This is a genomic window from Bacillus pumilus, from assembly GCF_009937765.1.
Classification (GTDB): Bacteria; Bacillota; Bacilli; order Bacillales; family Bacillaceae; genus Bacillus; species Bacillus pumilus_O.
In genome coordinates, this window is sequence record NZ_CP047089.1 from 3,351,287 (window position 1) to 3,377,461 (window position 26,175).

The 26,175-nt window shown below is 40.7% G+C and carries 32 protein-coding genes and 1 rRNA gene; 29 read left to right on the forward strand and 4 right to left on the reverse strand.

Annotated elements, in window-relative coordinates:
* Positions 1–24 precede the first annotated feature (24 nt).
* Complete coding sequence (locus GPS65_RS16810) at positions 25–594, reverse strand: DUF4825 domain-containing protein (RefSeq protein WP_012008721.1); 570 nt, start codon at positions 592–594, stop codon at positions 25–27.
* Between the two features lie 146 nt (positions 595–740).
* Between GPS65_RS16810 and GPS65_RS16815 the strand changes: the two genes are divergently transcribed.
* The 3 genes from GPS65_RS16815 (at position 741) to GPS65_RS16825 (ending at position 3,118) form a co-directional block, all read left to right on the forward strand.
* Positions 741–1,184 carry a YbaK family protein gene (locus GPS65_RS16815; protein WP_012008722.1) on the forward strand — a complete coding sequence of 148 codons (444 nt, stop codon included), beginning with the start codon at positions 741–743 and terminating at the stop codon, positions 1,182–1,184.
* 58 nt (positions 1,185–1,242) lie between these two features.
* Positions 1,243–1,956 carry an N-acetylmuramoyl-L-alanine amidase CwlD gene (cwlD, locus tag GPS65_RS16820; protein ID WP_012008723.1) on the forward strand — a complete coding sequence of 238 codons (714 nt, stop codon included), beginning with the start codon at positions 1,243–1,245 and terminating at the stop codon, positions 1,954–1,956.
* 103 nt (positions 1,957–2,059) lie between these two features.
* A complete protein-coding gene (locus GPS65_RS16825; protein ID WP_012008724.1) occupies positions 2,060–3,118 on the forward strand; it encodes an Mrp/NBP35 family ATP-binding protein in 1,059 nt (352 codons plus the stop codon).
* A 38-nt stretch (positions 3,119–3,156) separates the two neighbouring features.
* On the opposite strand, the gene gerD is transcribed toward GPS65_RS16825, so the two are convergent.
* A complete protein-coding gene (gene gerD, locus GPS65_RS16830; protein WP_012008725.1) occupies positions 3,157–3,732 on the reverse strand; it encodes a spore germination lipoprotein GerD in 576 nt (191 codons plus the stop codon).
* Positions 3,733–3,822: 90 nt separating this feature from the next.
* Here gerD and kbaA point away from each other — a divergent pair, with 90 nt between their 5' ends.
* Positions 3,823–4,425 carry a KinB-signaling pathway activation protein gene (gene kbaA / locus GPS65_RS16835; protein ID WP_012008726.1) on the forward strand — a complete coding sequence of 201 codons (603 nt, stop codon included), beginning with the start codon at positions 3,823–3,825 and terminating at the stop codon, positions 4,423–4,425.
* Here the strand turns inward: kbaA and pdaB are convergent.
* Positions 4,418–5,182 carry a polysaccharide deacetylase family sporulation protein PdaB gene (gene pdaB, locus GPS65_RS16840; protein WP_012008727.1) on the reverse strand — a complete coding sequence of 255 codons (765 nt, stop codon included), beginning with the start codon at positions 5,180–5,182 and terminating at the stop codon, positions 4,418–4,420. The genes kbaA and pdaB overlap by 8 nt on opposite strands.
* Before the next feature lie 507 nt (positions 5,183–5,689).
* On the opposite strand from pdaB, the gene rrf reads away from it, so the two are divergent.
* From rrf to rsmI, 14 genes are all read left to right on the forward strand, one after another.
* A 5S ribosomal RNA gene (rrf, locus tag GPS65_RS16845) occupies positions 5,690–5,805 on the forward strand.
* 171 nt (positions 5,806–5,976) lie between these two features.
* Entirely contained in the window at positions 5,977–6,168 is a 192-nt protein-coding gene (locus GPS65_RS16850) for a sigma factor G inhibitor Gin (RefSeq protein WP_012008635.1), read from the forward strand.
* A gap of 158 nt (positions 6,169–6,326) precedes the next feature.
* Entirely contained in the window at positions 6,327–6,941 is a 615-nt protein-coding gene (locus GPS65_RS16855) for a 5-bromo-4-chloroindolyl phosphate hydrolysis family protein (protein ID WP_012008636.1), read from the forward strand.
* 19 nt (positions 6,942–6,960) lie between these two features.
* Positions 6,961–8,019, forward strand: a complete 1,059-nt coding sequence (locus tag GPS65_RS16860; RefSeq protein WP_041815084.1) for a toxic anion resistance protein — start codon at positions 6,961–6,963, stop codon at positions 8,017–8,019.
* Between the two features lie 77 nt (positions 8,020–8,096).
* Complete coding sequence (locus GPS65_RS16865; protein ID WP_012008638.1) at positions 8,097–9,506, forward strand: aminotransferase class I/II-fold pyridoxal phosphate-dependent enzyme; 1,410 nt, start codon at positions 8,097–8,099, stop codon at positions 9,504–9,506.
* Positions 9,503–10,141, forward strand: a complete 639-nt coding sequence (gene tmk / locus GPS65_RS16870) for a dTMP kinase (protein WP_119124312.1) — start codon at positions 9,503–9,505, stop codon at positions 10,139–10,141. Before GPS65_RS16865 ends, tmk begins: the two co-directional genes overlap by 4 nt.
* Before the next feature lie 79 nt (positions 10,142–10,220).
* Positions 10,221–10,550: a cyclic di-AMP receptor DarA gene (locus GPS65_RS16875; protein WP_012008640.1), complete on the forward strand. Its 330-nt coding sequence runs from the start codon at positions 10,221–10,223 to the stop codon at positions 10,548–10,550.
* A gap of 12 nt (positions 10,551–10,562) precedes the next feature.
* Positions 10,563–11,003 carry a YaaR family protein gene (locus GPS65_RS16880; RefSeq protein WP_012008641.1) on the forward strand — a complete coding sequence of 147 codons (441 nt, stop codon included), beginning with the start codon at positions 10,563–10,565 and terminating at the stop codon, positions 11,001–11,003.
* A gap of 11 nt (positions 11,004–11,014) precedes the next feature.
* The gene (holB, locus tag GPS65_RS16885; RefSeq protein WP_012008642.1) at positions 11,015–12,004 is read left to right on the forward strand and encodes a DNA polymerase III subunit delta'; all 990 of its coding nucleotides are present in this window, start codon (positions 11,015–11,017) and stop codon (positions 12,002–12,004) included.
* 2 nt (positions 12,005–12,006) lie between these two features.
* Complete coding sequence (gene ricT / locus GPS65_RS16890) at positions 12,007–12,834, forward strand: competence/sporulation regulator complex protein RicT (protein ID WP_012008643.1); 828 nt, start codon at positions 12,007–12,009, stop codon at positions 12,832–12,834.
* A 14-nt stretch (positions 12,835–12,848) separates the two neighbouring features.
* On the forward strand, positions 12,849–13,202 hold the full coding sequence (gene yabA / locus GPS65_RS16895) for a DNA replication initiation control protein YabA (protein ID WP_003217957.1): 354 nt from the start codon (positions 12,849–12,851) through the stop codon (positions 13,200–13,202).
* Between the two features lie 55 nt (positions 13,203–13,257).
* On the forward strand, positions 13,258–14,001 hold the full coding sequence (locus GPS65_RS16900; protein ID WP_012008644.1) for a tRNA1(Val) (adenine(37)-N6)-methyltransferase: 744 nt from the start codon (positions 13,258–13,260) through the stop codon (positions 13,999–14,001).
* On the forward strand, positions 13,988–14,284 hold the full coding sequence (locus tag GPS65_RS16905; RefSeq protein WP_012008645.1) for a GIY-YIG nuclease family protein: 297 nt from the start codon (positions 13,988–13,990) through the stop codon (positions 14,282–14,284). The genes GPS65_RS16900 and GPS65_RS16905 overlap by 14 nt, the downstream gene beginning before the upstream one ends.
* Positions 14,262–15,140, forward strand: coding sequence for a 16S rRNA (cytidine(1402)-2'-O)-methyltransferase (gene rsmI / locus GPS65_RS16910; protein ID WP_012008646.1), 879 nt, complete (start codon positions 14,262–14,264; stop codon positions 15,138–15,140). The genes GPS65_RS16905 and rsmI overlap by 23 nt, the downstream gene beginning before the upstream one ends.
* 45 nt (positions 15,141–15,185) lie before the next feature.
* On the opposite strand, the gene GPS65_RS16915 is transcribed toward rsmI, so the two are convergent.
* Complete coding sequence (locus GPS65_RS16915) at positions 15,186–15,476, reverse strand: transition state genes transcriptional regulator AbrB (RefSeq protein ID WP_087975202.1); 291 nt, start codon at positions 15,474–15,476, stop codon at positions 15,186–15,188.
* A gap of 520 nt (positions 15,477–15,996) precedes the next feature.
* Here GPS65_RS16915 and metG point away from each other — a divergent pair.
* From metG to ridA, 11 genes are all read left to right on the forward strand, one after another.
* Complete coding sequence (metG, locus tag GPS65_RS16920; protein ID WP_119124313.1) at positions 15,997–17,997, forward strand: methionine--tRNA ligase; 2,001 nt, start codon at positions 15,997–15,999, stop codon at positions 17,995–17,997.
* An 81-nt stretch (positions 17,998–18,078) separates the two neighbouring features.
* A complete protein-coding gene (locus GPS65_RS16925; RefSeq protein WP_012008648.1) occupies positions 18,079–18,846 on the forward strand; it encodes a TatD family hydrolase in 768 nt (255 codons plus the stop codon).
* Positions 18,847–19,090: 244 nt separating this feature from the next.
* Complete coding sequence (locus tag GPS65_RS16930) at positions 19,091–20,293, forward strand: G5 and 3D domain-containing protein (protein WP_012008649.1); 1,203 nt, start codon at positions 19,091–19,093, stop codon at positions 20,291–20,293.
* Between the two features lie 160 nt (positions 20,294–20,453).
* Positions 20,454–21,014 carry a ribonuclease M5 gene (gene rnmV, locus GPS65_RS16935; protein ID WP_012008650.1) on the forward strand — a complete coding sequence of 187 codons (561 nt, stop codon included), beginning with the start codon at positions 20,454–20,456 and terminating at the stop codon, positions 21,012–21,014.
* Entirely contained in the window at positions 21,007–21,885 is an 879-nt protein-coding gene (rsmA, locus tag GPS65_RS16940) for a 16S rRNA (adenine(1518)-N(6)/adenine(1519)-N(6))-dimethyltransferase RsmA (protein WP_012008651.1), read from the forward strand. Before rnmV ends, rsmA begins: the two co-directional genes overlap by 8 nt.
* A 130-nt stretch (positions 21,886–22,015) precedes the next feature.
* Positions 22,016–22,900, forward strand: a complete 885-nt coding sequence (yabG, locus tag GPS65_RS16945; protein WP_012008652.1) for a sporulation peptidase YabG — start codon at positions 22,016–22,018, stop codon at positions 22,898–22,900.
* A 213-nt stretch (positions 22,901–23,113) separates the two neighbouring features.
* Entirely contained in the window at positions 23,114–23,371 is a 258-nt protein-coding gene (veg, locus tag GPS65_RS16950) for a biofilm formation stimulator Veg (protein ID WP_003217979.1), read from the forward strand.
* A gap of 163 nt (positions 23,372–23,534) precedes the next feature.
* Positions 23,535–23,720, forward strand: a complete 186-nt coding sequence (locus GPS65_RS16955) for a small, acid-soluble spore protein, alpha/beta type (protein WP_012008653.1) — start codon at positions 23,535–23,537, stop codon at positions 23,718–23,720.
* 146 nt (positions 23,721–23,866) lie between these two features.
* Positions 23,867–24,736: a 4-(cytidine 5'-diphospho)-2-C-methyl-D-erythritol kinase gene (ispE, locus tag GPS65_RS16960; RefSeq protein WP_012008654.1), complete on the forward strand. Its 870-nt coding sequence runs from the start codon at positions 23,867–23,869 to the stop codon at positions 24,734–24,736.
* Between the two features lie 55 nt (positions 24,737–24,791).
* Positions 24,792–25,625 carry a pur operon repressor gene (gene purR / locus GPS65_RS16965; RefSeq protein ID WP_003217919.1) on the forward strand — a complete coding sequence of 278 codons (834 nt, stop codon included), beginning with the start codon at positions 24,792–24,794 and terminating at the stop codon, positions 25,623–25,625.
* Between the two features lie 36 nt (positions 25,626–25,661).
* The gene (ridA, locus tag GPS65_RS16970; RefSeq protein WP_012008655.1) at positions 25,662–26,039 is read left to right on the forward strand and encodes a 2-iminobutanoate/2-iminopropanoate deaminase; all 378 of its coding nucleotides are present in this window, start codon (positions 25,662–25,664) and stop codon (positions 26,037–26,039) included.
* Positions 26,040–26,175 lie beyond the last annotated feature (136 nt).

Genomic DNA, 26,175 nt, shown 5'->3' on the forward strand with positions numbered 1-26,175 from the left:
AGAGGGAGACACCCCTCTGTTTTATTATTTCTGCATGGGAAACACTCTATATACATCTTGCCGTTTCTCTTTTGACTTCACAACTCCATCAACCAGTTCCTTCTGCCAAAGTTCTACATTGTCTTGGTATTCTTTAAAGGAGTGAGGGAGCTTTTTTTCTAGTTGCTGTCTATTAAACGTGACAGCTGGTTCATTGTTTGAGCTCATCTTGAGGGTTACCTGCTCAACATTATCGACAAGGATAAAAAATGCGAATGCGTTGTATAAATACGTTTTCTCAATCGTGTTCTTTTGATCAAACCAGTATGCGTCAAATTGTTCTTCTGTGTCATTGGCATTTTCTTTCACGCCATACGTCACTTTTAGCTCTTTTTCATCTACGATTTCATATTCACGAATCACGTTACCTGGAAGATCTGATAAAATAGCGCCAATTGCTCCGTTGTCTCCAATATAAGAACTTTTGTGTTTGGAGAGCTGTTTTAATGATATGTCTTCTATTCCTTTTATGTCGCTTTTCTGCTCGGTCGCTTGACTGCCGCATCCAGATAAGACGACTGTTAGTAGCAATAGGATATATATCCACTTCTTCATGAATTTTGCCCCTTTTCTATTCTTTCTATATATAAATGTTCATTTTATCACAATTTTCCAATCCGTTAGCTCATTGATTTCCATTTACTGAACTGCATGTTTTGTTCAAACCAACGAACAATACAAAGAAAAAAGGAGTTCAGTCTATGGCAGAGGTTCTTTCATTTTATCAATTGAAAACAAAACGAGATGTCACGCTTGAAAAGAAGCTGTTGCGTACATTGTCTCTTCAACAGGTGACGGATGCTTCTGAGAAATTCACGAAGAAGCTGTTCCCTTTTGCAGATGATCCAGCTGGGATTATGAGTGATGGCTGTATTGATTTCGCCATTGAGGCCTTTTTAGCAGGTGGGAGATACGGTGAGTCGAGTAAGTACGGTGAATCATTCGATGATATAAAGAAGCGGTCAGTTCATGAAGAAAATGAGCTGGTTGAGGAGCTAGCGGGGTGTTTGCAATCGTGGGGGAATATGTTCCGAATGGAGCGGAAGATGTCGTGTCTATATCCATTTGCGAAGGATTTTTTAAGCATGTGGTGGCAGGAAGGCTTTCGAGAATCAGAAAAAAGGCATAAGCTTCGGCTGCACTAAGCATATTTCCAGCCCTTGTCCCATATCTATAAAATAATGGTGTATGGGAGGGACAGGGATGAAAAGAAAGCTGAAATGGACAGGTTTTTTAATCGGGTTTATCGTCCTCTTATTCTTATTCAGGTTTCAGTTTCTAAATGATGATTCGTGGAAATCGTGGAACTTGCCTTTGAGCGGCAAGATCATCTATTTAGATCCGGGTCATGGCGGTCCAGATGGCGGGGCTGTTGGAGGAGAGTTGCTTGAAAAAGAGATTGCACTAGATGTATCCATGAAGATACGTGACTATTTACAGGAGCAGGGTGCCCTTGTTCTTATGACCCGCGAAGATGATTCTGATTTATCATCAAAGAACACAAAGGGATATGCTCGGAAGAAAGCGGAGGATTTAAGAAACCGTGTAAAAGCCATCAATGAGTCTGAAGCGGATTTCTATTTAAGTATTCATTTAAATGCGATCCCATCAAACAAATGGAGCGGCGCACAGACGTTTTTTTACGGGAAATATGAAGAGAATGAAAAGGCAGCGAAGTTCATTCAAGATGAATTACGCAATAATCTTGAAAACACAGATCGAAAGGCGAAGCGGATCAATGGCATTTATTTAATGCAAAATGTGACGAAGCCAGGAGCTCTTGTGGAGATTGGATTTCTCTCCAATCCGAAAGAGGCCAGTCAGCTGGCAACACCTAAATATCAAGATCAAATTGCTGCCTCCATTTATAAAGGCATTTTAAGATATTTGACAGAGCAAAAAGAGCCGCCTGAATAAGGGGCTTTTTCCTTTTGAACGAAGGCAAACAGGACAGACATTGTAAGGATATGTATGATATACTTGGATTGTAAACGAATTCAATAAAGGGTGAGGTTCTGCTATGATCGGACAAGATGATGTGAGAAAACTAGTTGGGAAGATGGACGAACCTTTCCTACATATACCGCTTGGTGAGCTGGATGCCATCAAGGAAATCAGCCTAAAGCCTGAAAAAGAACATGTGAGTTTAAAGGTGGCTATTGCTAAAACGGGTACTGCTGAGCAAATGAAACTGCAGCAAGACATCGTACAAGCCTTGAAAGCAGAGGGTGCTAACACAGTAGGACTTCGTTTTGAAGAACTGCCTCAGGAAACTCTTGAAAGGTTTATGCCGTCACAAGATGAGGAAGAAAACCTACTCAATTCTAAAAATCCTCCTGAATTCCTTGCGATTGCGAGTGGAAAGGGAGGCGTTGGGAAATCCACCGTGTCTGTCAACCTTGCTGTAGCACTGGCTCGTCTAGGAAAAAAAGTTGGACTGATTGATGCAGATATTTATGGCTTTAGTGTACCGGATATGATGGGAATCACCGTCAGACCAACGGTTAAAGGGGAAAAAATTATTCCTGTGGAACGCTTTGGTGTCAAAGTGATTTCAATGGGCTTTTTTGTTGAAGAAAATGCACCGGTCATTTGGAGAGGACCGATGCTTGGTAAAATGCTAAATAACTTCTTCCACGAAGTAGAGTGGGGAGAATTAGATTACTTACTATTAGACCTTCCGCCTGGAACTGGAGATGTGGCGCTTGATATTCATACAATGCTTCCAAGCTGTAAAGAAATCATTGTCACAACACCGCATCCTACAGCTGCCTTCGTTGCTGCTAGAGCAGGCGCAATGGCACTTCAAACAGATCACGATGTGCTAGGGGTCGTTGAGAATATGAGCTATTATGAAAGCAAAAAAACAGGTGAAAAAGAATATGTCTTTGGAAAAGGGGGCGGGGACAAGCTAGCGGAAGAACTACGAGTATCGGTCCTTGGTCAAATACCTTTAAGACAGCCTGACTGGAATGAAGATGATTTTGCTCCATCTGTCTATGATGCGAGTCATCCGACCGGAGAAGTGTATCAACACATTGCGAATAAAGTCATTGAACAATTAGCAGTAAAAGCATAATGAAAGCCCGAGTGGATGTAAGTCCACTCGGGTGATGTTTAACTGCCGCTTTCTTTTGATCCAGAATCACTACTTTCAGATGCTGCTTTTTTAAGCTCATCTTCGAATTTCTTCTTATAGAGAGGACTGCTTAATGTTTCCGTAATCACTTTTTCTAAATGCTTTCTGAACTCTTTGCTTTTTACCAGTTCACCGTATTTCTTTTCCATTTCAGGATCCTTGAGAATATCCATCATCAATTGCTGATAGTCAGGGTCTTTCATTAACTGTTTTAACATCTTTTCATGCTGTTGCTGCATGGATTTTGCGAAAGTCTCGGCAAATTTAGAATCCTCAAAGACCTTCTTCCAGAACTCTTTGCCTTTATCAGAAGTCAGTGTTTTCTCTATCGTTTGTTTCACAGTTTGTTCATCCATTACCAAAGCTTCATTCATTGCCTCGTCATTTAATAACTGTTGAATGGCCTTTTTACCGTCATCTGTCTTCAATATATCGACGACCATTTTCTTTGTTTCGTCATAGTCCATATTAGATGAGGATTGGGTTTTGGGAGCACAAGCTGTTAGAGATAAAAGGAGAAAACAGCTCATTATACGCAAGATGCCTTTTGACATACTGTGGCTCCTTTCGTTACATGTCTTACTTTTAATATGAATGTTTCACGTAAATTTATACATAACAAAAATAGGGGTTGGATCAATTCAATGAAAAGTCGGGATTTAGTTCGTTTTTTCTTCTCTGTGCTAGCTGTTGGAGCGGTCATTACAAGCGTGGTAGGCTTTGCGCTGGAGTGGGGGAAATATCAGAAGCTTTTTATATCATTTGAAATACTAGAAATCGCATCTGTGTTGTTTTGGTTCATTGGTGTGGGGATGATTTTTAGTGTCATTAGCCAGATGGGGTTTGTTGTCTTTTTAACGGTGCACCGATTTGCCCTAGAGATATTCCGATCACATTCATTATGGAATACCATTCAGCTGTTTCTGGTGATCTTTGTGCTGTTTGATTTAGCTTACTTGCGATTTTTGTTTTTCGGGGAGAACGAATCATTTCTTCCATACCTATGGCTGCCTGTCTTTATCGGTGTGTTCGCATTGATCGTGTCTTACTTTAAACAGCAGCAGTCCTCTAAGAAAACATTTGTTTCCGCAATGTTTCTCATGGTTGTCATCACCGCGCTAGAATGGTTCCCGGCGCTCAGAGTCAATGAAGAGGACTGGCTGTATCTAATGCTATTCCCGCTATTAGGCTGTAATGCGTTTCAGTTATTAGCTATGCCGCGGTTTTCAAAGGCGAAAGCTACTTAACTTCAGATGATCTAGTTTTGGTATTGGAGATCAGTTCGCCAACCGTCACGTTTTTAAGGTTTTTCTCTTTGATTTGTTTCAAAATAGCTGGTAAGGCTTGAGCGGTTTGGGTTGCTGAATCTGAGGCATGTAGGAGAACAATGTCTCCGTTTTTCATTCGATCATTTACATTTTGAACAATCTGATCGACGCCTGGATTCAGCCAATCCTGTGAATTGACGCTGTAATGGACAACGGTATAACCGTACTGTGTGGCAATTTTTAATGCTTTTTCGTTAAATTGCCCAGTTGGCGGTCTTAATAGTTGAATGTCATCTAGTCCAAGCTTTTGAAATGAATTTTGTGCCCGGACAAGATCTTGCTTGATTTCACTATCTTCAAGCTGGCTATAATTTTTATAAGCATAGCCAAGGCTGCCAATTTGGTGGCCGTCCTCTCTAATTTGTTTGACGATATCCGGATGACGCTCAGCCCAAGAAGCAGACAGAAAAAAAGTAGCGTTCTTTATATCGTACTCTCGAAGGACATTTAAAATAGGCACAGCCTTCTCATCTCCCCAGCCGATATTAAAAGTGAGGGAGACATGTTTTGAGGAAGTCTCGCCTTTATAAATAGCTCGGGGTCCGTGTTCTGTTTTAAATACCGACAGCGGCGGCGCCTTTTGTACATAAAAAAAGGTTGCAGCTGCAAGGGCTGCTACAAGAATAATGACAACTTGCTTCAGCCGTTTAATAGGCAACACATATAATCGACTCAATTCAAACACTCCTGCCTTGTCCGAGATTGTTACTTGATTGTATGCAGGACAAGGGTTTGAGATGCACAATAAAACTATTTCAAAAAAAATTTTGAAAAGGCGTTGACCAATAGAATATTTTCGTGATATATTATTAATCGTCGCTGACACACAGTGGCAAACACAAAAACGCTTCGGGAAATAAACTTGAAAAAAGTTGTTGACATAAGATGAAGCGAAATGTTATATTATTAAAGCCGCTAAGAACGGCGAAGATGATCTTTGAAAACTAAACAAGACAAAACGTACCTGTTAATTCGAGTTTTTATAAAAAATCCTATGATGTTTCATAGGTAGTCAGTCAAACGCTGACGAGGCAGGATGTGATCACATGCTAAGTTCGCTACATCGTGTAGCAACGCATGTGTGATATGCATCCTGCATACCTCGGAGAGTTTGATCCTGGCTCAGGACGAACGCTGGCGGCGTGCCTAATACATGCAAGTCGAGCGAAGAAGGTCCATCAGGTTTGGTGGCGATAGCGAAGAGGTCACACCCGTTCCCATACCGAACACGGAAGTTAAGCTCTTCAGCGCCGATGGTAGTTGGGGGTCTCCCCCTGTGAGAGTAGGACGCCGCCAAGCTTCTATAAGGATCAGTTCCATTTGGAACTGGTCTTTTTTGTTTTTTAAGAAAAGGAACAAACACCCGATCTGACATGGATACATATACTAAACTACCATCTAAAACATTCTTAATTTTGTATACAATTGAAAGCGCTAGGGCATACTGAAGCTATAAGTGGAGGTGTCACAATGGACAAAAAAGAGCGAGAAGCGATTTGTTTGATTTGTGAAGAGAAAAAGACAAAAGGAATTTATTTATATCATCAGTTTTTGTGCCGAGACTGTGAGCGAAAGTTAATATCTACATCGACCTCGGATCCTAGCTATTCCGACTATGTGAGAAAGCTTAAAAATCTTCATACGCCGCCTTTGTATTCATAGACCACTAGATGGTCTTTTTTTATGAGCTATGAAGGATTGGGCCTGTTTTTTTGGAACTTAGTTTGGACATCATCCGTAATTCATAATAAGATAAACAGAGAGCCGTAATTCATAATAAGATAAACAGAGAGCCTGATTATTCATAGGAGTCGATAAACATGAAATCAATCTTTTATACTTTTATATGGTCCATCCTCTCTACTTTTTTTTCGCTTGTGATTTTAACCGTCAGTATAGGGGTCTTCCATCATCATGCTGGATTATCGATACTGTATGCGATGATTGGGTGGGGTGTGTTGTTTGTAGGGAGCAGATGGACTGCTTTCCAATTGTTTTTAAAGAAACACGGACTGTCTCGTAGTGATTATGTATATATCAAACAGCATTTAAAAGAAGCAGGGCAAAAGCTTGTGCGTTTAAAAAAAGCTTTATTTGCTGTGAAAAACGTACAAACGATCAAACATAATTATGAAGTTTTTCGGCTTGCACGACGAATCTATACAATAACAAAAAAAGAGCCAAATCGATTTTATGATGCACAGCGCTTTTATTTTGAAAGTTTGGATTCCGTCGTTGAACTAACTGAGAAATATGCACTGTTGTATAATCAGCCTAATCGTAGCCATGAGCTGGAAATGACATTAAGCCAAACCCGAGTGACATTGACAGAGCTGCAAAAGCAATTGACGAATGATTTGCAACAAGTGTTAGGAAGAGATATAGAAGCTCTTCATATTGAGCTTGAAGTAGCAGATAAAATGATGAAGAAATAGATGAAAGGAGTCAAACACGATGAAATCGGAAGATCGCGCCACAACATCACCTGCCTCCACTACTGATCTCCAGTTTCGGTTGTTTGATACCTTATCTGATGAAGAGAAAAGGGAAGCCGTTCAGCGTGCTAAGCAGATCCCTGACAATCCGCAAAAGCTCCTTTTCTATGGTACACGTGTGCAGGAACGATTATTGGAACAATCACAACAGATGATGAAATATGTTGAGAAAAAAGATATCGATCAAATAGGAGACGTGCTTGAGGCCTTTTTGCAGCAGTTACATGTAGTGGAGCCAGAGGATTTGGTGCCGAAGAAACAGGGCTTTTTTTTGAAATGGTTTCAACGCGATAAGCGATCTACTCAGGAGACCATATCACGTTTTCGACATGCAAAATCACAGATCGAGAGATTGTCAGCAAGGCTTCAATATGCAAGAGGCGTATTAATCTCGGACCATATGTTATTAGAGCGTTTATTTGAAGAAAATCAAACGTATTTCCAAGAGATGACGCTGCAGGTTGCAGCAGTTGAAGAGAAAATAACCATGTTAGAGCAGCAGCCTCTTTCAGAAACGCAAATTTCTGTTGAACGGACGTTAGAGGAGCAATTGATGAGTCAAGAAGTCAATGTAGAAGAGTATATGGAGAGACTAAAGGAACGAAAGTATGATTTGCTGTTAAGCCGGCAGATTGCATTGCAATGTAATGCTCAAATTCGGATGATCCAGCATACGAATCATACATTGGCTAATCACATTCAATCAACAGTTTCAGCCTCTATTCCTCTATGGATCAACCAAATGTCGATTGCATTAACGCATATACAGCAGCGGGCCAATTCAGCTCTAGAGAGCCGAATTCAAAAAACATATGAAAATGTATCAAAGCAGCAGGGGCAGATTCTTGAAGAGGCATCTTTATCCCCTGTAGATACATTGAAACAGGTTCAACGTCAATTAGCTGAAACATTACAGGAAACGTTACAGGTGAAAGAGCATGGAAGCCAAGAACGGGCTCAATTGAAAAACAGTATGTATGAGGCAGAGCAGCAGTTGGCAAATCCAATAAAGGAATGAGAAACCATCTTTCGGTTCACTTATTTGAACGTTATAATAGACATAAGATATCGTTAAAGTGAAAAGGGTCGATTTGTTTGAAAACACCTTTATATACAGCATTAGCACAGCATGCGGAAAAGAAGCCTTATTCTTTTCACGTTCCAGGACATCACAATGGAGATGTCTTTTTTGATGAGGCACGGTCTCACTATGCTTCAATTCTTCAGCTGGATGTGACAGAGCTTGAAGGTCTTGATGATCTTCATCACCCGACTGGGGTCATCCAAGAGGCAGAACATTTATTAACTAAGCTATATGATTCAGATCAAAGCTTCTTCCTTGTGAATGGCACAACAGTCGGAAACTTGGCGATGGTGATGACAGCATGCCGCACGGGAGACGAAATTTTCGTCCAGCGAAATTGCCATAAGTCTGTCTTTCATGCGATCGAACTTGCAGGGGCAACGCCTATTTTGATAGACGCTGAGATAGACCCACACTTGCACGTTCCAACACATGTGGCGGAAGATACAGTGAGAAAAGCCATAGCAAAACATCCTCATTGCAGGGCAATCATTTTGACTTATCCGAACTACTACGGACATGCAGCTGATTTATTAAAGCTGATTCACATGTGTCATGAAGCAGGTATGATTGTGTTGGTTGATGAGGCACATGGTGCGCATTTTGTATTAGGCGGGGGCTTCCCCCCATCGGCTCTTTCCTATGGAGCGGACGTGGTGGTACAATCAGCACATAAAACCCTTCCGGCAATGACAATGGGTTCCTATCTTCATCTTCAAGGGGACCGAATCGATGCGAAGAGATTGAAAATCTTGCTGACGATGCTTCAAAGTAGTTCGCCCTCTTATCCCATTATGGCCTCATTAGATGTAGCAAGAGCTTATGTCGAGGAGATCAAAGAAAAAGGGACATTGGATGTAATCATGAAAGAACTGACAGAGCTGAAAGATCAGTTCAACCGTCTGACTCACCTTGAAGTGGTTGAGCCAGAATCATTGCATTCCGATCCATTAAAATGCGTCATTCGATCAACAAAAGGACTGACAGGTTACGAACTAAAGCAGGTACTTGAATCAGTGGATGTTCATCCAGAGCTTGCGGACGAACATCAGGTTTTACTTGTACTTAGCCTAGAACAGAGGAAGGACGTCCCTTTCAAGCAGATCGATCAGGCTCTTAAGCAAAGTGATTCATTGCTCAAAGGGAAAAAATATATCCGAAATGAAACGGTATCTCTTGAGACTGATATATTAAATCAAGACATAGAGGCTGTCCCATTTGAACAAGCAACAGGCAGGGTGAGTGCAGAATCCATTATTCCCTATCCACCTGGAATTCCTTTGATGATTAAGGGAGAGCGTATTGAAAAAGAACAAATTGAGGCGTTAAGCCGTTTGCTTGGTCACGAGGTTCATATTCAAGCAAGTCAGGTCATTCATCAGAGAAAATTATATGTTTATATAGAAGAGGAGACACTATGAGCGGTATGTTTATTACGTTTGAAGGGCCAGAGGGTGCCGGAAAAACGACAGTGATACGAAAAGTGTACGAAGAAATGGAACGTCAAGGATATGCAGTGATGGCAACACGCGAGCCGGGCGGTATTGACATTGCTGAGCAGATCCGTGAAGTCATTTTAAATGAAAAAAATACAAAAATGGATGCGAAAACAGAGGCATTGTTGTATGCAGCAGCAAGAAGGCAGCATTTGGCTGAAAAAGTAGAACCGGCATTGCAGCGAGGAGAGACTGTCTTATGTGATCGTTTTGTTGATAGCTCTCTTGCTTATCAAGGCTATGCGAGAGGGCTTGGAATTGACCAAGTCAGATCAATAAACGACTTTGCTATTGATGGCACGATGCCGCAAATGACGATTTACTTTTCTATTACACCTGAGGAAGGGCTAAAGCGAATTCACGCCAATCAAGGAAGAGAAAAGAACCGATTAGATATGGAGACACTGAATTTTCACCAGTTGGTTAGAGAAGGCTATGAACTTCTTATTGCGCAATCACCAGAACGATTCCACGTTGTGGATGCTTCTAAGCCGATGCAGGATGTCTATGAAGAAGTACTTCGAGTGATTCAGGACACATTAAAGAAAAATCAAATATGACCTCATTCCCAATCGTTGTTATAATATAGAGGAAGACATCGGCATGTCACCTGTGCCTAAAACAAAGGAGGCCAATCAAATGAAATTAATTGTTGCCGTTGTACAGGACCAAGATAGTAGCAAGTTGTTGAAAATATTGACTGAACATCAATTCGGCGTGACAAAATTAGCTTCAACTGGTGGGTTTTTAAAGTCTGGGAATACGACTTTTATCATTGGTTGTGATGATGTCCGAGTGGATAAAGCGTTGCAGCTTATAAAAGAAAATTGCCGCAAACGTGATCAAATGATTGCACCTGTATCTCCAATGGGTGGTAACGCAGATTCATATGTACCATACCCTGTTGAGGTTGAAGTTGGTGGAGCTACTGTCTTTATTCTGCCAGTTGAACAATTTCATCAATTCTAAGGATGGGTTGCTGTGAAAATTAATCAAGATATGCGGCTGCTTTTAGAAAAGCGTGAACTCCAAGGCATTAAGGGAAGCCAAACATCTGCCTCCTTTAAAGCTTCGATGGAGACGCAAAGTGGTAAAATGCGCTTAGAGCAGCTGACGGTTATGCTGAGTGATATCGAAGTGTTCGGTAAAAAGCTGGCAAAGTCACGAAATTTAAAGGACTTGGCTAGGTTTAAAGGACTTGTGAAGCGCTTTGTGAAAGAGACAGTCGATAATGGATTAAATTTAGAAACATCAAGAAGCTTTGATATTTATGGCAACACACGTACACTCGCTTTAGTCAAAGCATTAGATGAAAAGCTGATCGAATTAACAGAGGATATGATGGATCAAGAGAAACCATCTATCGATTTGCTTGAACGTATTGGAGAAATAAAAGGTTTATTAATTAACCTTTACACATAGAGAGTGATAACATGGCAATTAGCTGGGATGACATGAATGATTTGCAGCCGCGCGTCATGCGGCTGATTTTTAATAGTATTGATAAAGACCGACTTGCGCATGCCTACTTATTTGAAGGAAAAAAAGGGACCGGTAAGCAGGATGCTGCGATGCTACTAGCAAAGAGCTTTTTTTGCTTGGAATCAGGAGTGAAACCGTGTGAATCCTGCCAAAATTGTAAGAGGATTGAGTCAGGAAACCATCCCGATTTACATCTCATGCAGCCTGATGGTCAGTCAATTAAGAAAGCGCAAGTACAGGCATTGCAAGAGGAGTTTACAAAAGCAGGTGTGGAATCTCACCGAAAAATGTATATCATTCTTCATGCGGACAAAATGACGGTCAACGCTGCGAACAGTTTATTGAAGTTCCTAGAGGAGCCTAACCGGGAAACGATGGCAATTTTAATTACTGAGCAATCGCATAAAATGCTGGATACGATTATTTCAAGATGTCAGATGCTTAGCTTTCAGCCACTGCAGCCTCAATCCTTGGAGCAGCAGCTATTACAAGAAGGCGTATCTCAGCATCTTGCAAGGCTTTTGTCGAATTTAACCAACAATTTAGCAGAAGCACTCGAATTAAGTCGAAATGATCAGTTTGCAGAGTCTAGAGCGAAAGTGATAAAATTGTATGAAGTCTTACACCAGCGAAAAGAACATGCATTTTTTTATATACAGGATCAATGGATGCCTTTTTTCAAAGAGAAAGACCTTCAAGAAACAGGTCTGGATATGCTTTTATTTATATATCGTGATGTATTGTCGATTCAAATAGGAAATGAAGATAAAGTCATTTATCAAGACTTATTCCAGACAATGAAGCAGCATGCGCTGCATTCCACACAGCAGATGGTGACGAACCAGATCCTTGCTGTATTAGAAGCGAAAAAGAGACTTCAATCCAACGTGAATGCCCAAGGGCTGATGGAGCAATTGGTGTTGATGTTGCAGGAGGGATAAGCTTGTACAACGTAATTGGTGTTCGCTTTAAAAAAGCGGGCAAAATCTATTATTTCGATCCTAATGGATTTCATATAGAAAATGATAGTTGTGTCATTGTAGAGACGGTCAGAGGAGTTGAGTACGGGCAAGTGGTCATCGCTAATAAAAAAGTAGATGAACACGATGTCGTTCTTCCTCTGCGTAAGGTGATTCGTGTAGCAGATGAAAGAGATCGGCTCATCGTTGAGGAAAACAAAGAAGCAGCGATGACAGCCTTTGATACATGTCTTCAGAAGGTAAGTGAACATGGTCTTGAAATGAAGCTGGTTGATGTTGAATTTACATTTGACCGAAACAAGGTCATCTTCTACTTCACAGCGGATGGCAGAGTGGATTTCCGTGAGCTAGTGAAGGATCTTGCATCGATTTTCAAAACAAGAATTGAACTTCGCCAGATTGGTGTAAGGGACGAGGCAAAAATGCTGGGGGGCATAGGACCTTGCGGGCGAATGCTTTGCTGTTCGACATTCTTAGGAGACTTTGAACCAGTATCCATTAAGATGGCAAAAGATCAAAACCTGTCGCTAAATCCCACAAAAATTTCAGGGCTTTGCGGTCGTTTGATGTGTTGCTTGAAATATGAGAACGATGAGTATGAAACGGCGAAAGAACAATTGCCGGATATCGGTGAAACGATTCAAACATCTAGTGGCTCTGCAAAGGTAGTAGGGCTCAACATTTTAGAACGAATTTTGCAAGTTGAATTAACCGGACAAGAAAAAGTGATAGAATATACTTGGGAAGAATTATTACAAGAAGGCGTTGTATCTGCACAAACAACTGAGTAACGAGGTGTGCCACCTTGGATAAAAAGGAACTATTTGATACGGTAATCAATTTAGAAGAACAAATCGGTTCTCTTTATCGCCAGTTAGGTGATTTGAAAAATCATATCGGTGAAGTGATTGAAGAAAATCATCAGCTGCAGATGGAGAATCAGCACTTGCGTGAACGTCTGGATCAGTCCGATCGGGACAAATCGTCTGAGACAGAGAATGATTCTGCTCAGAAGCCAGGTCATTCTGATATAGGAGAAGGTCATGATAACCTAGCTCGGTTATATCAGGAGGGCTTCCATATTTGCAATGTACATTATGGGAGCATACGTAAAGAGGGAGACTGTTTGTTCTGTCTGTCATTTTTAAATAAAAAATGAGAAAAGGCTTCCGCTGAATCGGAAGCCTTTTTCACAGGAAAAGAAAGGATACATCATGGTTTCGTTAAGAGAAGATGAACGATTAGATTATTTGCTCGCCGAAGATATGAAGATTATTCAAAGTAAAACGGTTTTCGCCTTTTCATTGGACGCAGTCTTATTAGCAAAATTTGCGTATGTGCCCATCCAAAAAGGAGAGATCATTGATCTTTGTACAGGAAATGGCATTGTGCCATTGCTGCTTTCGACTCGATCTAAGGCTTCCATTACGGGAGTTGAAATTCAAGATCGGCTTTTTGATATGGCAAAAAGAAGTGTGGCGTATAATCAACTTGAAAAGCAGATAGAACTGATTCATGGTGATCTGAATGATATGCCAGCACGCTACGGCAATCACAAAGTAGATGTCATCACATGTAATCCGCCATATTTTAAGACACCTTCTAAGGAAGAGATTAATGAGAATGAATACTTGGCCATTGCTCGGCATGAAATCCATTGTACATTAGAAGATGTTATCCGCGTTTCTTCTACGCTTCTGAAGCAAGGAGGGAAACTGGCAATGGTCCATCGGCCGGGACGGCTGCTTGAGATTGTGGAATTAATGAAGAAGTACCGAATTGAGCCAAAACGAATTCAATTTGTTTATCCCAAACAGGGCAAAGAGGCCAATACCATCTTAGTAGAGGGGATAAAAGATGGAAAACCAGATCTGAAAATTCTCCCGCCTCTTTTTGTTTATGGAGATGATCAAGAGTATACAGAGGAAATCAGGACGATACTGTATGGAGAAGCATAATCATTATTTCTATGTATTGAAATGTGCTGACGGCAGCCTATATGCAGGTTATACAAATGATTTACAAAAAAGACTGATGACCCACAATAGTGGGAAGGGAGCAAAGTATACAAGAGCCAGACGGCCAGTTGAGCTGTATTATCATGAATGTTTTGCAACCAAAAGAGAAGCGATGCAGCAAGAATATCGTTTCAAAACGTGGACACGAAAAAAGAAAGATCTTTATATAGAAGAAATGCGTATTGAAAAGGAGGCGACACATGAACACACAAAAAAGCTTTGATGGTCAATCAGATATGGGGATTCTATATCTCGTCCCAACCCCAATTGGCAATTTAGAAGATATGACGTTTCGAGCCATACAAACATTAAAAGATGTAGACTATATTGCCGCAGAGGATACAAGACAAACGAAAAAGCTTTGCCATGTCTATGAAATTGATACGCCATTGACGAGTTATCATGAGCATAACAAAGACAGTAGCGGTCACAAGTTGATCGAATGGTTAAAAGAAGGAAAAAACATCGCACTTGTGAGCGATGCTGGTTTACCGACGATTTCTGATCCAGGTGCTGAAGTGGTCCGAGACTTTACTAATATCGGCGGTTATGTCGTTCCATTACCTGGAGCAAATGCTGCACTTACAGCACTCATTGCATCAGGGATTACGCCGCAGCCATTTTTCTTTTATGGATTTCTCGACCGACAAAAAAAGGAAAAGAAAAAACAGCTCGAAGCTTTGAAGAAGCGTCAAGAAACCATCATTTTCTATGAAGCGCCTCATCGGTTAAAAGAAACGCTGACTTTGATGAAAGAAGTGTGGGGTAACCGGAATATCGCCATTACGAGAGAACTAACGAAAAAATTTGAAGAGTTTATTCGTGGAGATTTAGAGTCTGTGCTGACATGGGCGACAGAAAATCAAATCCGAGGTGAATTCTGTCTTGTCGTACAAGGGAACGATCAAGATGAAGAAGAGCTAAATGAAGAAGTTTGGTGGAAGTCCTTATCAGAAAAAGAACACGTGATCCATTACATAGAAGAAGGATTAACGTCAAAGGAAGCCATTAAGCGTACAGCCGTCGAACGTGGAGTACCAAAACGCACCATATACGATGCTTATCATATTGAACAATAAAGAAAGGTTCTTGCAAACGGTGCAAGAACCTTTTTTATATCAAACTTATTTTTGTGATTGAAGTTGGTTTTGGATTTCGTTAATGATTTGCTCTGCACCTTCACGGCTAAGAACTAATTTACCATTAGCAAGTTTAAGGTTATCGTCTGATACTTCACCTGTAACTTGGCAAGTCATGTTTGGTTTATATTTTTTTAGGATAATTTTTTCATCATCAACATAAATTTCCAAAGCGTCTTTTTCAGCGATTCCTAGAGTACGGCGAAGTTCGATTGGAATCACCACGCGCCCTAATTCGTCAACTTTACGTACAATACCTGTAGATTTCATCTTCATTCTCCTCCCAAAGAGTTCTTATTCTTAATATAATATTATCTTCGTCATTATTCGACAAATTCCTTACATTCATAGCATAACAAGGTTTCCATAAATCGTCAATCATTTTGTTTACTATTGTTTGTAAAATATGACTCTTAAAGTCAAAAGACCTTGAAACTACTGATTTATAAGGATTTTGAGGCTTTTTTCTATGAAAAAATAAGAAATGACGAACTCAGATTAACAAGACTTTTGCCCTAAATTAGACAATTGTAAATCTGGAAATAGATTTCATACGACAATATTCGACAAAATGTCGACAGGTTTGTCGTTTTTTTCGAAAAACTCATCTTTTTCGATCATTTCATCTTGTTCTATGTATATATGCTTGATCTTAAAGGCTAAGATGGTATCATAGAGAAAGCACAAGTGCAAAATTTAATAAATGGATCTAACACATTTTCATGTAATGATAATAACCGCTCTCGTCCATTGGGCGGGAGTTTTTGACATTTACACACACGCAGGAGGTTCCAACATGCCGGAAAAGAAAAAAACGTTCTATCTGACAACACCTATTTACTATCCGAGCGGAAAATTACATATTGGACATGCTTATACGACAGTAGCAGGGGATGCTATGGCTCGTTATAAACGTCTTCAAGGCTATGATGTGATGTATTTAACGGGTACAGATGAGCACGGACAAAAAATTCAGCAAAAAGCTGAAGAACAAAACATCACACCGATCGAGTATTTAGATCCGGTCGTAGCAGACATTCAATCACTATGGAAGAAACTCGACATTTCCAATGATGATTTCATCCGTACAACAGAAAAAAGACATACGATAATCATTGAGCAAGTGTTTCAAAAGCTACTTGATCAAGGTGATATTTATTTAGATCAATATGAAGGCTGGTACAGTATTCCAGATGAGACATTCTATACGGAAACACAGCTTGTGGATGTGGAGCACAATGAAAAAGGAGAAGTCACTGGTGGGAAAAGCCCTGACAGCGGACATCCTGTCGAATTAATTAAAGAGGAATCATATTTCTTCCGTATGAGTAAGTATGCAGATCGTTTACTAGACTATTACGAAAAGAATCCAACGTTCATTCAGCCTGAATCAAGAAAGAATGAAATGATTAATAACTTCATCAAACCAGGTTTAGAGGATTTGGCTGTATCAAGAACAACCTTTGATTGGGGAATTAAAGTTCCAAACAATCCAAAGCACGTTATCTACGTATGGATTGATGCGTTGTTCAACTATTTAACTGCGATTGGTTACGGAACAGATCAGGATGAAAAATATAAAAAATATTGGCCTGCTAACGTGCATCTCGTAGGGAAAGAAATTGTGCGTTTCCATACGATTTATTGGCCAATTATGCTGATGGCACTCGATCTGCCGCTGCCAAAACAAATATTCGCACACGGATGGCTACTGATGAAAGATGGCAAGATGTCTAAATCAAAAGGGAACGTAGTCGATCCGGTCACATTAATAGATCGCTACGGTCTTGATGCCCTTCGTTATTATCTCCTTCGTGAAGTACCTTTTGGTGCGGATGGTGTGTTTACACCAGAAGGATTCGTGGAACGTGTAAACTATGACCTTGCCAATGATTTAGGTAACTTGCTTAACCGTACAGTGGCAATGGTTCAAAAATATTTTGACGGTACATTAAGTAGCTATAAGGGTCCAGTTAATGAGTTTGATGAGGAGCTTAAAGCAGTAGCAGAGCAAACAGTCAAAGCCTATGAAGAAGCGATGGAAAACCTTGAATTCTCGGTGGCTCTTTCAAATGTTTGGACATTAATCAGCAGAACGAATAAATATATTGATCAGACAGCTCCTTGGGTGCTGGCAAAGGACGAATCAAAACGAAAAGAGCTGCATTCTGTCATGTATCATTTAGCAGAATCATTGCGCATCACAGCAGTGCTCTTAACGCCTTTCCTAACGAAAACACCTGAGAAAATCTTCTTCCAGCTTGGCATTGAAGAAGAAAAGCTTAAAAGCTGGGATAGCATTCTATCTTTCGGTGCGATTCAACAAGCGACGGTACAAAAGGGAGAGCCTTTGTTCCCGCGTTTAGAGGTTGAAGAAGAAGTAGCATATATTAAAGAGAAAATGCAGGGAAGTGCACCAAAGGTAGAAGAAGAGAAAATAGAAATAGAAGAAACAGAATTACCTGAGCTGGGAGAAGAAATTGCTTTTGATGATTTCTCAAAAGTTGATCTTCGAGTCGCACAGGTGCTGGAAGCAGCCCCAGTGAAAAAAGCAGATCGTCTCTTAAAGCTGCAGCTTGATTTTGGATTTGAAAAGAGACAAATTGTTTCAGGGATAGCCAAGCATTATCAACCTGAGGAGTTAGTAGGGAAGAAGCTCGTCTGTGTAGCGAATCTCACACCAGTTAAACTCAGAGGGGAAATTTCCCAGGGAATGATTTTAACTGGAGAGACTGGTGGGAAATTGAAAGTTCTTGAAGTGGATCAATCTCTAGCAAATGGAACAAAAATTTTATAAATCAACAAAGGTGTTCCACGTGTAACATTTCGTCGAACACCTTTTGTTTTTTAGAAGAATTGTCGAAAGGAGAAATCAACGATGTTATTTGATACACATGCCCACTTAAATGCAGAACAATATAATGAAGACTTAGAGCAGGTGATTGAAAGAGCGAAGAGTGAAAAAGTCGAAAAAATCGTGGTGGTAGGGTTTGACCGCCCGACAATTACGAGAGCGATGGAATTAATTGAAGCGTATGATTTCATCTATGCAGCCATTGGCTGGCACCCAGTCGACGCCATTGATATGACAGATGAAGATTTGCTATGGATCAAAGAATTATCTCAACATGAAAAAGTCGTTGCGATCGGAGAAATGGGTCTCGATTACTATTGGGACAAGTCGCCAAAAGATGTGCAAAAAGAAGTCTTTAGACGCCAAATTGCTCTTGCGAAGGAAGTGAATCTTCCGATCGTTATTCATAATCGTGACGCAACGGAAGATGTTGTGACGATCTTAAAAGAAGAGGGAGCGGCTGAAGTTGGAGGGATTATGCATTGCTTTACTGGTAGCCTAGAAATCGCAAAAGTGTGTATGGATATGAACTTTTATATTTCATTCGGTGGACCTGTGACATTTAAAAATGCCAAAAAACCGAAAGAAGTGGTCAAGGACATACCAAGTGACCGGCTTTTGATTGAAACAGACTGCCCATACTTAACGCCAACGCCATTTAGAGGAAAACGTAATGAGCCGAGTTATGTGAAATATATTGCAGAACAGATCGCGGAGTTACGAGAAATAAGCTTTGAAGAGCTTGCTGAATTGACCACAAAAAATGCAAAAAAAGTTTTCGGTATAAACTGACAGTATATGATGTCAATCCTTGTTTAAGCTTGTCCATTTGTGAAACATAACGAAAATGTTCTACACGTTTACGCCTCTTCATAGGATAAGTTGTCGATAAGTCTTTCTTCCCTTCCTCCCATTAAACTCCCATAATAGGGGTACAATCGAGCATTTTTGTACAGTGGGTGGAAGGGTTGACAGGTTTTGAGATACTCTATATAATCTCTCCGAGGAGAAGGAGGCGTTTTTCATCGTACAAAAAATGAAAAATCTGTTTTCTGTAAAGCTAGGAAAAGGCAAGGTTTTATTACTAGTTGTTTGCTTGCTTTTAGCTGGAACTGGGACGGCTTACGGTGCGCATGAGCTCACTAAGCAGTCTATTACCATTTCAATCAATGGTAAAGAGAAGACAATTCGTACACATGAAGAGACAGTAGCACAGCTGCTTTCAGACCTTGGAATAAAAACCAAGGCGGAGGATCATATCTCTCCAAGTCTAAATACAAAGATTGAAGACAACATGAACATTGTGTATGATGCGGCTATACCGGTTCATCTAACCCTAGATGGGAAAGAGAAAACGATATGGACAACAGATCAGACGGTTGGAGCATTATTGAAGAATGAGAAGATAGATATTGGGAAGCACGATCAAGTAACTCCAGGAAAAAATGACAAGATTAAAAAAGATATGGATCTTGTGGTTGAGCAGGCCTTCGAGGTCAGCGTAAATGATGGAGGAAAAGAGAAAAAAGTGTGGACCACTTCGACTACGGTCGCTGACTTTTTAAAGCAACAAGAGCTGAAGCTCAAGAAGCACGATAAGATCAAACCTGCGTTACATAGTCATATAACTAAAAAAAGCGCAGATATTCAGATCACTCGGGTGGAAAAAGTCACCGATGTAGTGGAAGAGAAAATTGCTTTTGATACCAAACATAAAAAGGATCGTTCTCTTGAAAAAGGAAAAGAGAAGGTGCTTAAAAAAGGTGAAGAAGGTAAATTGAAGAAGCACTATGCCATTGTGAAAGAAAACGGCAAAGTGGTGTCTAAAGAATTGATTAAAGAAGTGACTGAAAAAGATAGCAAGGATCGTTTAGTGGCCGTTGGTACACAAGAGTCCCAAGAAGAGCCTAAAGCGACACCTGCCGTTTCAAGAAGCAATGAATCGTCAGGAAAAGAATTTTATGTGACGTCGACAGCTTATACAGCGAGCTGTGCTGGATGTACCGGGAGAACGTCAACAGGATATAATTTAAAATCAAATCCAGGTGCAAAGGTCATAGCAGTTGATCCGAGTGTCATTCCGCTAGGCTCTAAAGTGTATGTGGAAGGCTATGGATATGCCGTTGCATCAGACACTGGATCTGCTATAAAAGGGAATAAAATTGATGTGTTCGTCCCAAATAAGTCGGCAGCTTATCAATGGGGAAATAAACGAGTTAAAATTAGAGTGCTCAAATAAACACATCAAATCATTTATATGAACAGAGGGCTTTGCGCACCCTCTGTTTTTTTGGTTATAATAGAAGCACTGTTTTCTAATTAATTAGACGCAAAAACAGCATAAAAGGTTTCGTTTTTTAACCAAAAATTGTTTATTGTTTTTGCAAGCGGAGGAATACATGAAAATCAAAGAAATCATTGTGGTGGAAGGTCGTGACGACACTGCGAGAGTGAAGATGGCAGTTGATGCAGATACGATCGAAACAAACGGATCAGCCATTGGCGATACAGTTATTCAACAAGTGCGTCTTGCTCAGGAGACGAGAGGGGTCATTATTTTAACTGATCCTGATTTCCCTGGGGAGAAGATCCGGAAAACCATCGCAGAAGCGGTTCCTGGCTGTAAGCACGCATTTTTGCCAAAACATCTTGCGAAGGCGAAGCGGGACAAAGGAATTGGTGTCGAGCATGCTTCTTTGGACAGTATTCGGGAATGCCTTGCCCATGTCCATGAGGAAATGGAAGTAACGGAAAGTGATATTACATTAGATGACTTATTTGACGCAGGCCTTATCGGAGGCGAATCATCGAAACGTCGCCGCGAAAGACTAGGTGTGCTTTTAAATATAGGATATACCAATGCGAAGCAGCTGCATAAGCGCCTTCACATGTTCCAAATAACCAAACATGATTTTATTGCGGCCTTAAAGACCGTCATGCAGGAGGAAGCCGATGAATAAAGATATAGCGACACCCATCAGAACGAAGGAAATACTGAAGAAATACGGTTTCTCTTTTAAAAAGAGCTTGGGCCAGAACTTTTTAATTGATACAAATATACTCGATCGTATTGTCGATCACGCAGAGGTGACAGATGAGACTGGCGTAATTGAGATTGGGCCTGGTATCGGTGCATTGACCGAGCAGCTCGCTAAGCGTGCAAAGAAGGTCACCGCTTTTGAAATCGATCAGCGTTTACTGCCTATTTTAAACGATACGCTTTCTCCATATGATAATGTGACGATCATTCATCAAGATGTATTAAAGGCAGATGTGGGAAAAGTCATCGAGGAAAATTTTGCTGATTGTAAAGAAGTGATGGTGGTCGCCAACCTTCCATATTACGTGACGACACCGATTATTATGAAGCTGCTTGAAGAAAACCTTCCATTGAAAGGGATTGTGGTCATGCTGCAAAAAGAAGTAGCAGATCGTATGGCCGCTATTCCTTCATCAAAGGAATACAATTCGCTTTCTATCGCAGTTCAATACTATACAGAAGCGAAAACAGTGATGGTTGTGCCTAAAACGGTTTTCGTTCCACAGCCAAATGTCGATTCGGCTGTGATCAAGTTGACCGTTCGTGAAACGCCTGCCGTATCAGTAGAAAATGATGAATTTTTCTTTCAATTGATTCGTGCGAGCTTTGGTCAGCGCCGGAAAACATTGATGAATAACCTCATGAACAACTTACCTGATGGAAAGCAACATAAAGCGATCATTGAAGAAGCACTTCAAACAGCAGACATTGATGGTAAGCGCCGCGGCGAGTCATTATCCATTGAAGAATTTGCCCGTTTGTCGAATGTTTTACAAAAAGCCCTGTTTTAAGGGCTTTTTTTGTTTTTCACCACTTCGCTTGTTCGGGCATAGGCTAGAAAGAACAGCACATATGAAAGACGAACATATTTAGTGCAAGACGATACCAACAGGATATGAGCCTGATTGTGGAGTGAAAAGCATGCAATTTCAAATAGGAGATATGGTGACAAGGGCATCCTATCAAATGGATATTTTGTTTCGAATCATTCGAATTGATGAGACCGATCAGCACGAAGCCACCGCCATATTGCATGGGAATGAAGTGAGGTTAATTGCTGATGCCAAGTTGTCAGATCTCGTCAAGGTTCAAAAAGAGGAACAGCTGACTAGAGAGAAAAATGACGAACGAAAAATCAATGAATCGCTCGATTTACTAAGACAGGATTATCAGCTGCTGCGGGAAAAACAAGAGTATTATACGTCAGGGCAATATCAGCATCAGGAGCAGTATTTTCACATGCCTGGAAAGGTCCTTCATTTAGATGGAGATGCTTCATACTTAAAGAAATGCTTAGATGTATATGAACGAATTGGTGTACCTGTGTATGGGGTGCATTGCCATGAGAAGAAAATGCCAAGCATGATTGACTCATTAATTGATCAGTATCGACCAGATATATTGGTTATCACAGGACATGATGCGTATTCAAAGCAAAAGGGCGGTGTACATGATATCGGTGCATATCGCCATTCTCGGCATTTCGTTGAAACGGTTCAAAAAGCCAGACGAAAAATCCCTCATTTAGATCAGCTTGTGATCTTTGCCGGTGCCTGTCAATCTCATTTCGAATCATTGATCCAAGCAGGTGCCAATTTTGCGAGCTCGCCTTCCCGTGTGAATATCCATGCGCTCGACCCCGTTTATATCGTTGCGAAGATCAGCTTCACTCCATTTGTAGATCGAATCAACGTGTGGGATGTGCTCCGTAATACATTAACAAGAGAAAAAGGGCTCGGAGGCATCGAGACGAAGGGTGTTCTAAGGGTAGGTATGCCATATAAAAGAGACCATGAATCGACATAACCCGACTGATTTCAGTCTGGTTTTTTTTATGTTCAAAAAGAAATTGCAAAAGGATACATAATTCACCGGAATTTGAGAAAAATAGGGAGAAGAAAAGGTAGAAGTTTGTCAAAATTATTTTGTTGACAATGGCTCGTGTTGGTTGATATAATTTAATTTTTATTTGACAAAAACGGGCCGTTGTTGTATAATTATCTCAGTGAGGTGGATGCAATGGCGAAGACTTTGTCCGACATCAAAAGATCGCTTGATGGTAACTTAGGTAAACGTTTGACGTTAAAGGCTAACGGGGGCCGCCGTAAAACAATTGAGCGTTCGGGCATTTTAGCTGAAACGTACCCTTCTGTATTTGTGATTCAATTAGATCAAGATGAGAATTCGTTTGAAAGAGTTTCTTATAGTTATGCAGATATACTGACTGAGACGGTCGAATTAACGTTCGATGATACCGCTAGCTCAGTCGCCTATTAATGGGCAGTGAACTTTTTGTTTACTGCTTTTTGTTTTGCCTTTTTTTCTGATTGGGAGCCTGTCCATTTTTTGAAAGGGGTAAAAGAAAGGATTCGATACAAAATAAGAAAGCCACCCAAGCGGTGGCACTGATTCGAATTCTCGACTAAAGGGGCTGTTTCGTTTGGGTAGACGCCGAGGGATTATGTCAGATGAGTTCAAATACGAGCTGGCGAAGGATCTTGGATTTTATGATACCGTCAAAAATGGAGGCTGGGGAGAAATTCGAGCGCGTGACGCAGGTAATATGGTCAAACGTGCCATTGAATTAGCTCAACAGCACATGGCTCAGGATGAGAATCAACGATAGAAAAACGGTCAGGGATACCTCAGGTGTCTCTGGCTTTTTTTGATGAAAAAGTCAGTGTGCTCGGCGTAAAAGCCTATATTCATCAGATCCATCAAATGTGATACAATATTGATAATTATGTTTAGATGGAGAAGTAGGTGAAATGTTTGCGTATTTTAGAAAAAGCACCGGCAAAAATTAATCTCTCACTTGATGTTCATGGAAAAAGACCGGATGGATATCACGAAGTGGAGATGGTGATGACAACAATAGACCTTGCAGATCGACTAGAGCTGACGGAGCTGGACAAGGATGAAATCCGTGTATCATCTCATAATCGATTCGTGCCAGATGATCAGCGTAATTTGGCATATCAGGCGGCTAAATTACTCAAAACAAGGTTCGGTATTCAAAAAGGTGTATCCATTGTCATCACAAAAACAATTCCAGTAGCAGCAGGTTTGGCTGGAGGCAGCAGTGATGCAGCAGCAGCACTTCGCGGCTTAAATCGTTTGTGGAAGTTGAACCTCACGTTAGATGAACTAGCTGAGCTTGGGGCGGAGATCGGCTCAGATGTGTCTTTTTGTGTACATGGAGGCACAGCACTAGCGACAGGACGTGGAGAAAAGCTGAAGCATATTGCGACACCGCCACATTGCTGGGTGATTTTAGCGAAGCCGGTGATTGGGGTATCTACAGCAGAAGTCTATAGACAATATGACGCAAGCAAAGTAGAACACCCGAATGTAGAGCGTATGATTGAAGCGATTGAAGCGAAAGATTATAAAGAGATGTGCGGCTCGCTCGGAAACGTTCTTGAGTCTGTGACATTAAAGATGTATCCAGAAGTAGATATGATCAAAAGACAGATGAAGCGTTTCGGTGCTGACGCTGTTTTAATGAGTGGTAGCGGCCCTACAGTATTTGGTTTGATTCAATATGAATCGAAGGTACAAAGAATATATAACGGACTGAGAGGGTTTTGTGATCAAGTATACGCTGTCCGCATGATCGGCGAACAAAATGCCCTTGATTAAATCCGTATATTAAGTTATATTTATCATAAATTATTCGGGTTCTGGGGGTAAGTTCATGAAGTTTCGTCGAAGCGGCAGATTGGTGGACTTAACAAATTACTTGTTAGCCCACCCGCACGTACTAGTACCGTTAACCTTTTTTGCAGAAAGATATCAATCTGCGAAGTCCTCCATTAGTGAAGACTTAACGATTATCAAACAGACCTTCGAACAGCAGGGAATAGGCACATTGCTTACTGTACCTGGTGCTGCTGGCGGAGTGAAATATATTCCGAAGATTCACCTAAAAGAAGCAGACGACGTAGTAAACGATATCGGAGAAGCTCTATCGACTCCTGAACGTGTACTTCCTGGCGGTTATTTATATTTAACCGATGTTTTAGGTAATCCATCAATCCTTGCGAAAATCGGTAAGCTATTTGCGACCATCTTTGCAGACCGTGCGATTGACGTCGTCATGACTGTTGCGACAAAGGGTATTCCAATTGCTTATTCTGTTGCGGGTTATTTAAATGTGCCGGTTGTGATCGTTAGAAAAGATAATAAAGTAACTGAAGGATCAACTGTAAGTATTAACTACGCGTCAGGTTCGTCTAATCGAATTCAAACCATGTCACTTGCAAAGCGGAGCTTAGATAAAGGGTCCAATGTCCTGATCATTGATGACTTTATGAAAGCTGGCGGAACCATTAACGGCATGGTGAATTTACTTGAGGAATTTAATGCAAATGTTGCAGGGATCGGTGTTCTTTTAGAAGACGAAGGCGTAGATGAACGTCTCGTTGATGAATATGTATCGCTTTTAAAGCTTTCAACCATTGATATGAAGCAGAAGATCATTGAGATTAATGAAGGCAATTTCCACGAGTTTTTTCATTCGAAAGCTTAAGAATTGAAAACATGTAGTTGAATGGGAGAGATTGATATGACAAAAGTTGTTCAAACCAAACATGCACCAGCAGCCATTGGACCTTACTCTCAAGGGATTATAGTCAATAACATGTTTTACAGCTCCGGGCAGATTCCATTAACGGCAGCTGGAGACTTTGTAAATGGAGATATTAAAGAACAAACTCATCAAGTGTTCCGTAATCTTAATGCCGTACTTGAAGCGGCAGGTGCTTCCTTTGAGACAGTCGTGAAAGCGACAGTTTTTATCAAAGATATGGAACAATTCGGAGAAGTAAATGAAGTGTACGGTGAGTATTTCCATACACATAAGCCAGCTCGTTCTTGTGTGGAAGTAGCAAGACTTCCTAAGGATGCACTCGTAGAAATTGAAGTGATTGCATTAGTCAAGTAAACAGGCAATCTTAACGAAAGCCGTTTAGTTTCATCATATGCAGGAAAAGACATCATCATGATGTCTTTTTTTCGCGAAGAGAATGTAAGCGCCGTCACCAATATGACAAAAAATGTATAAATATCCCGATATTTCA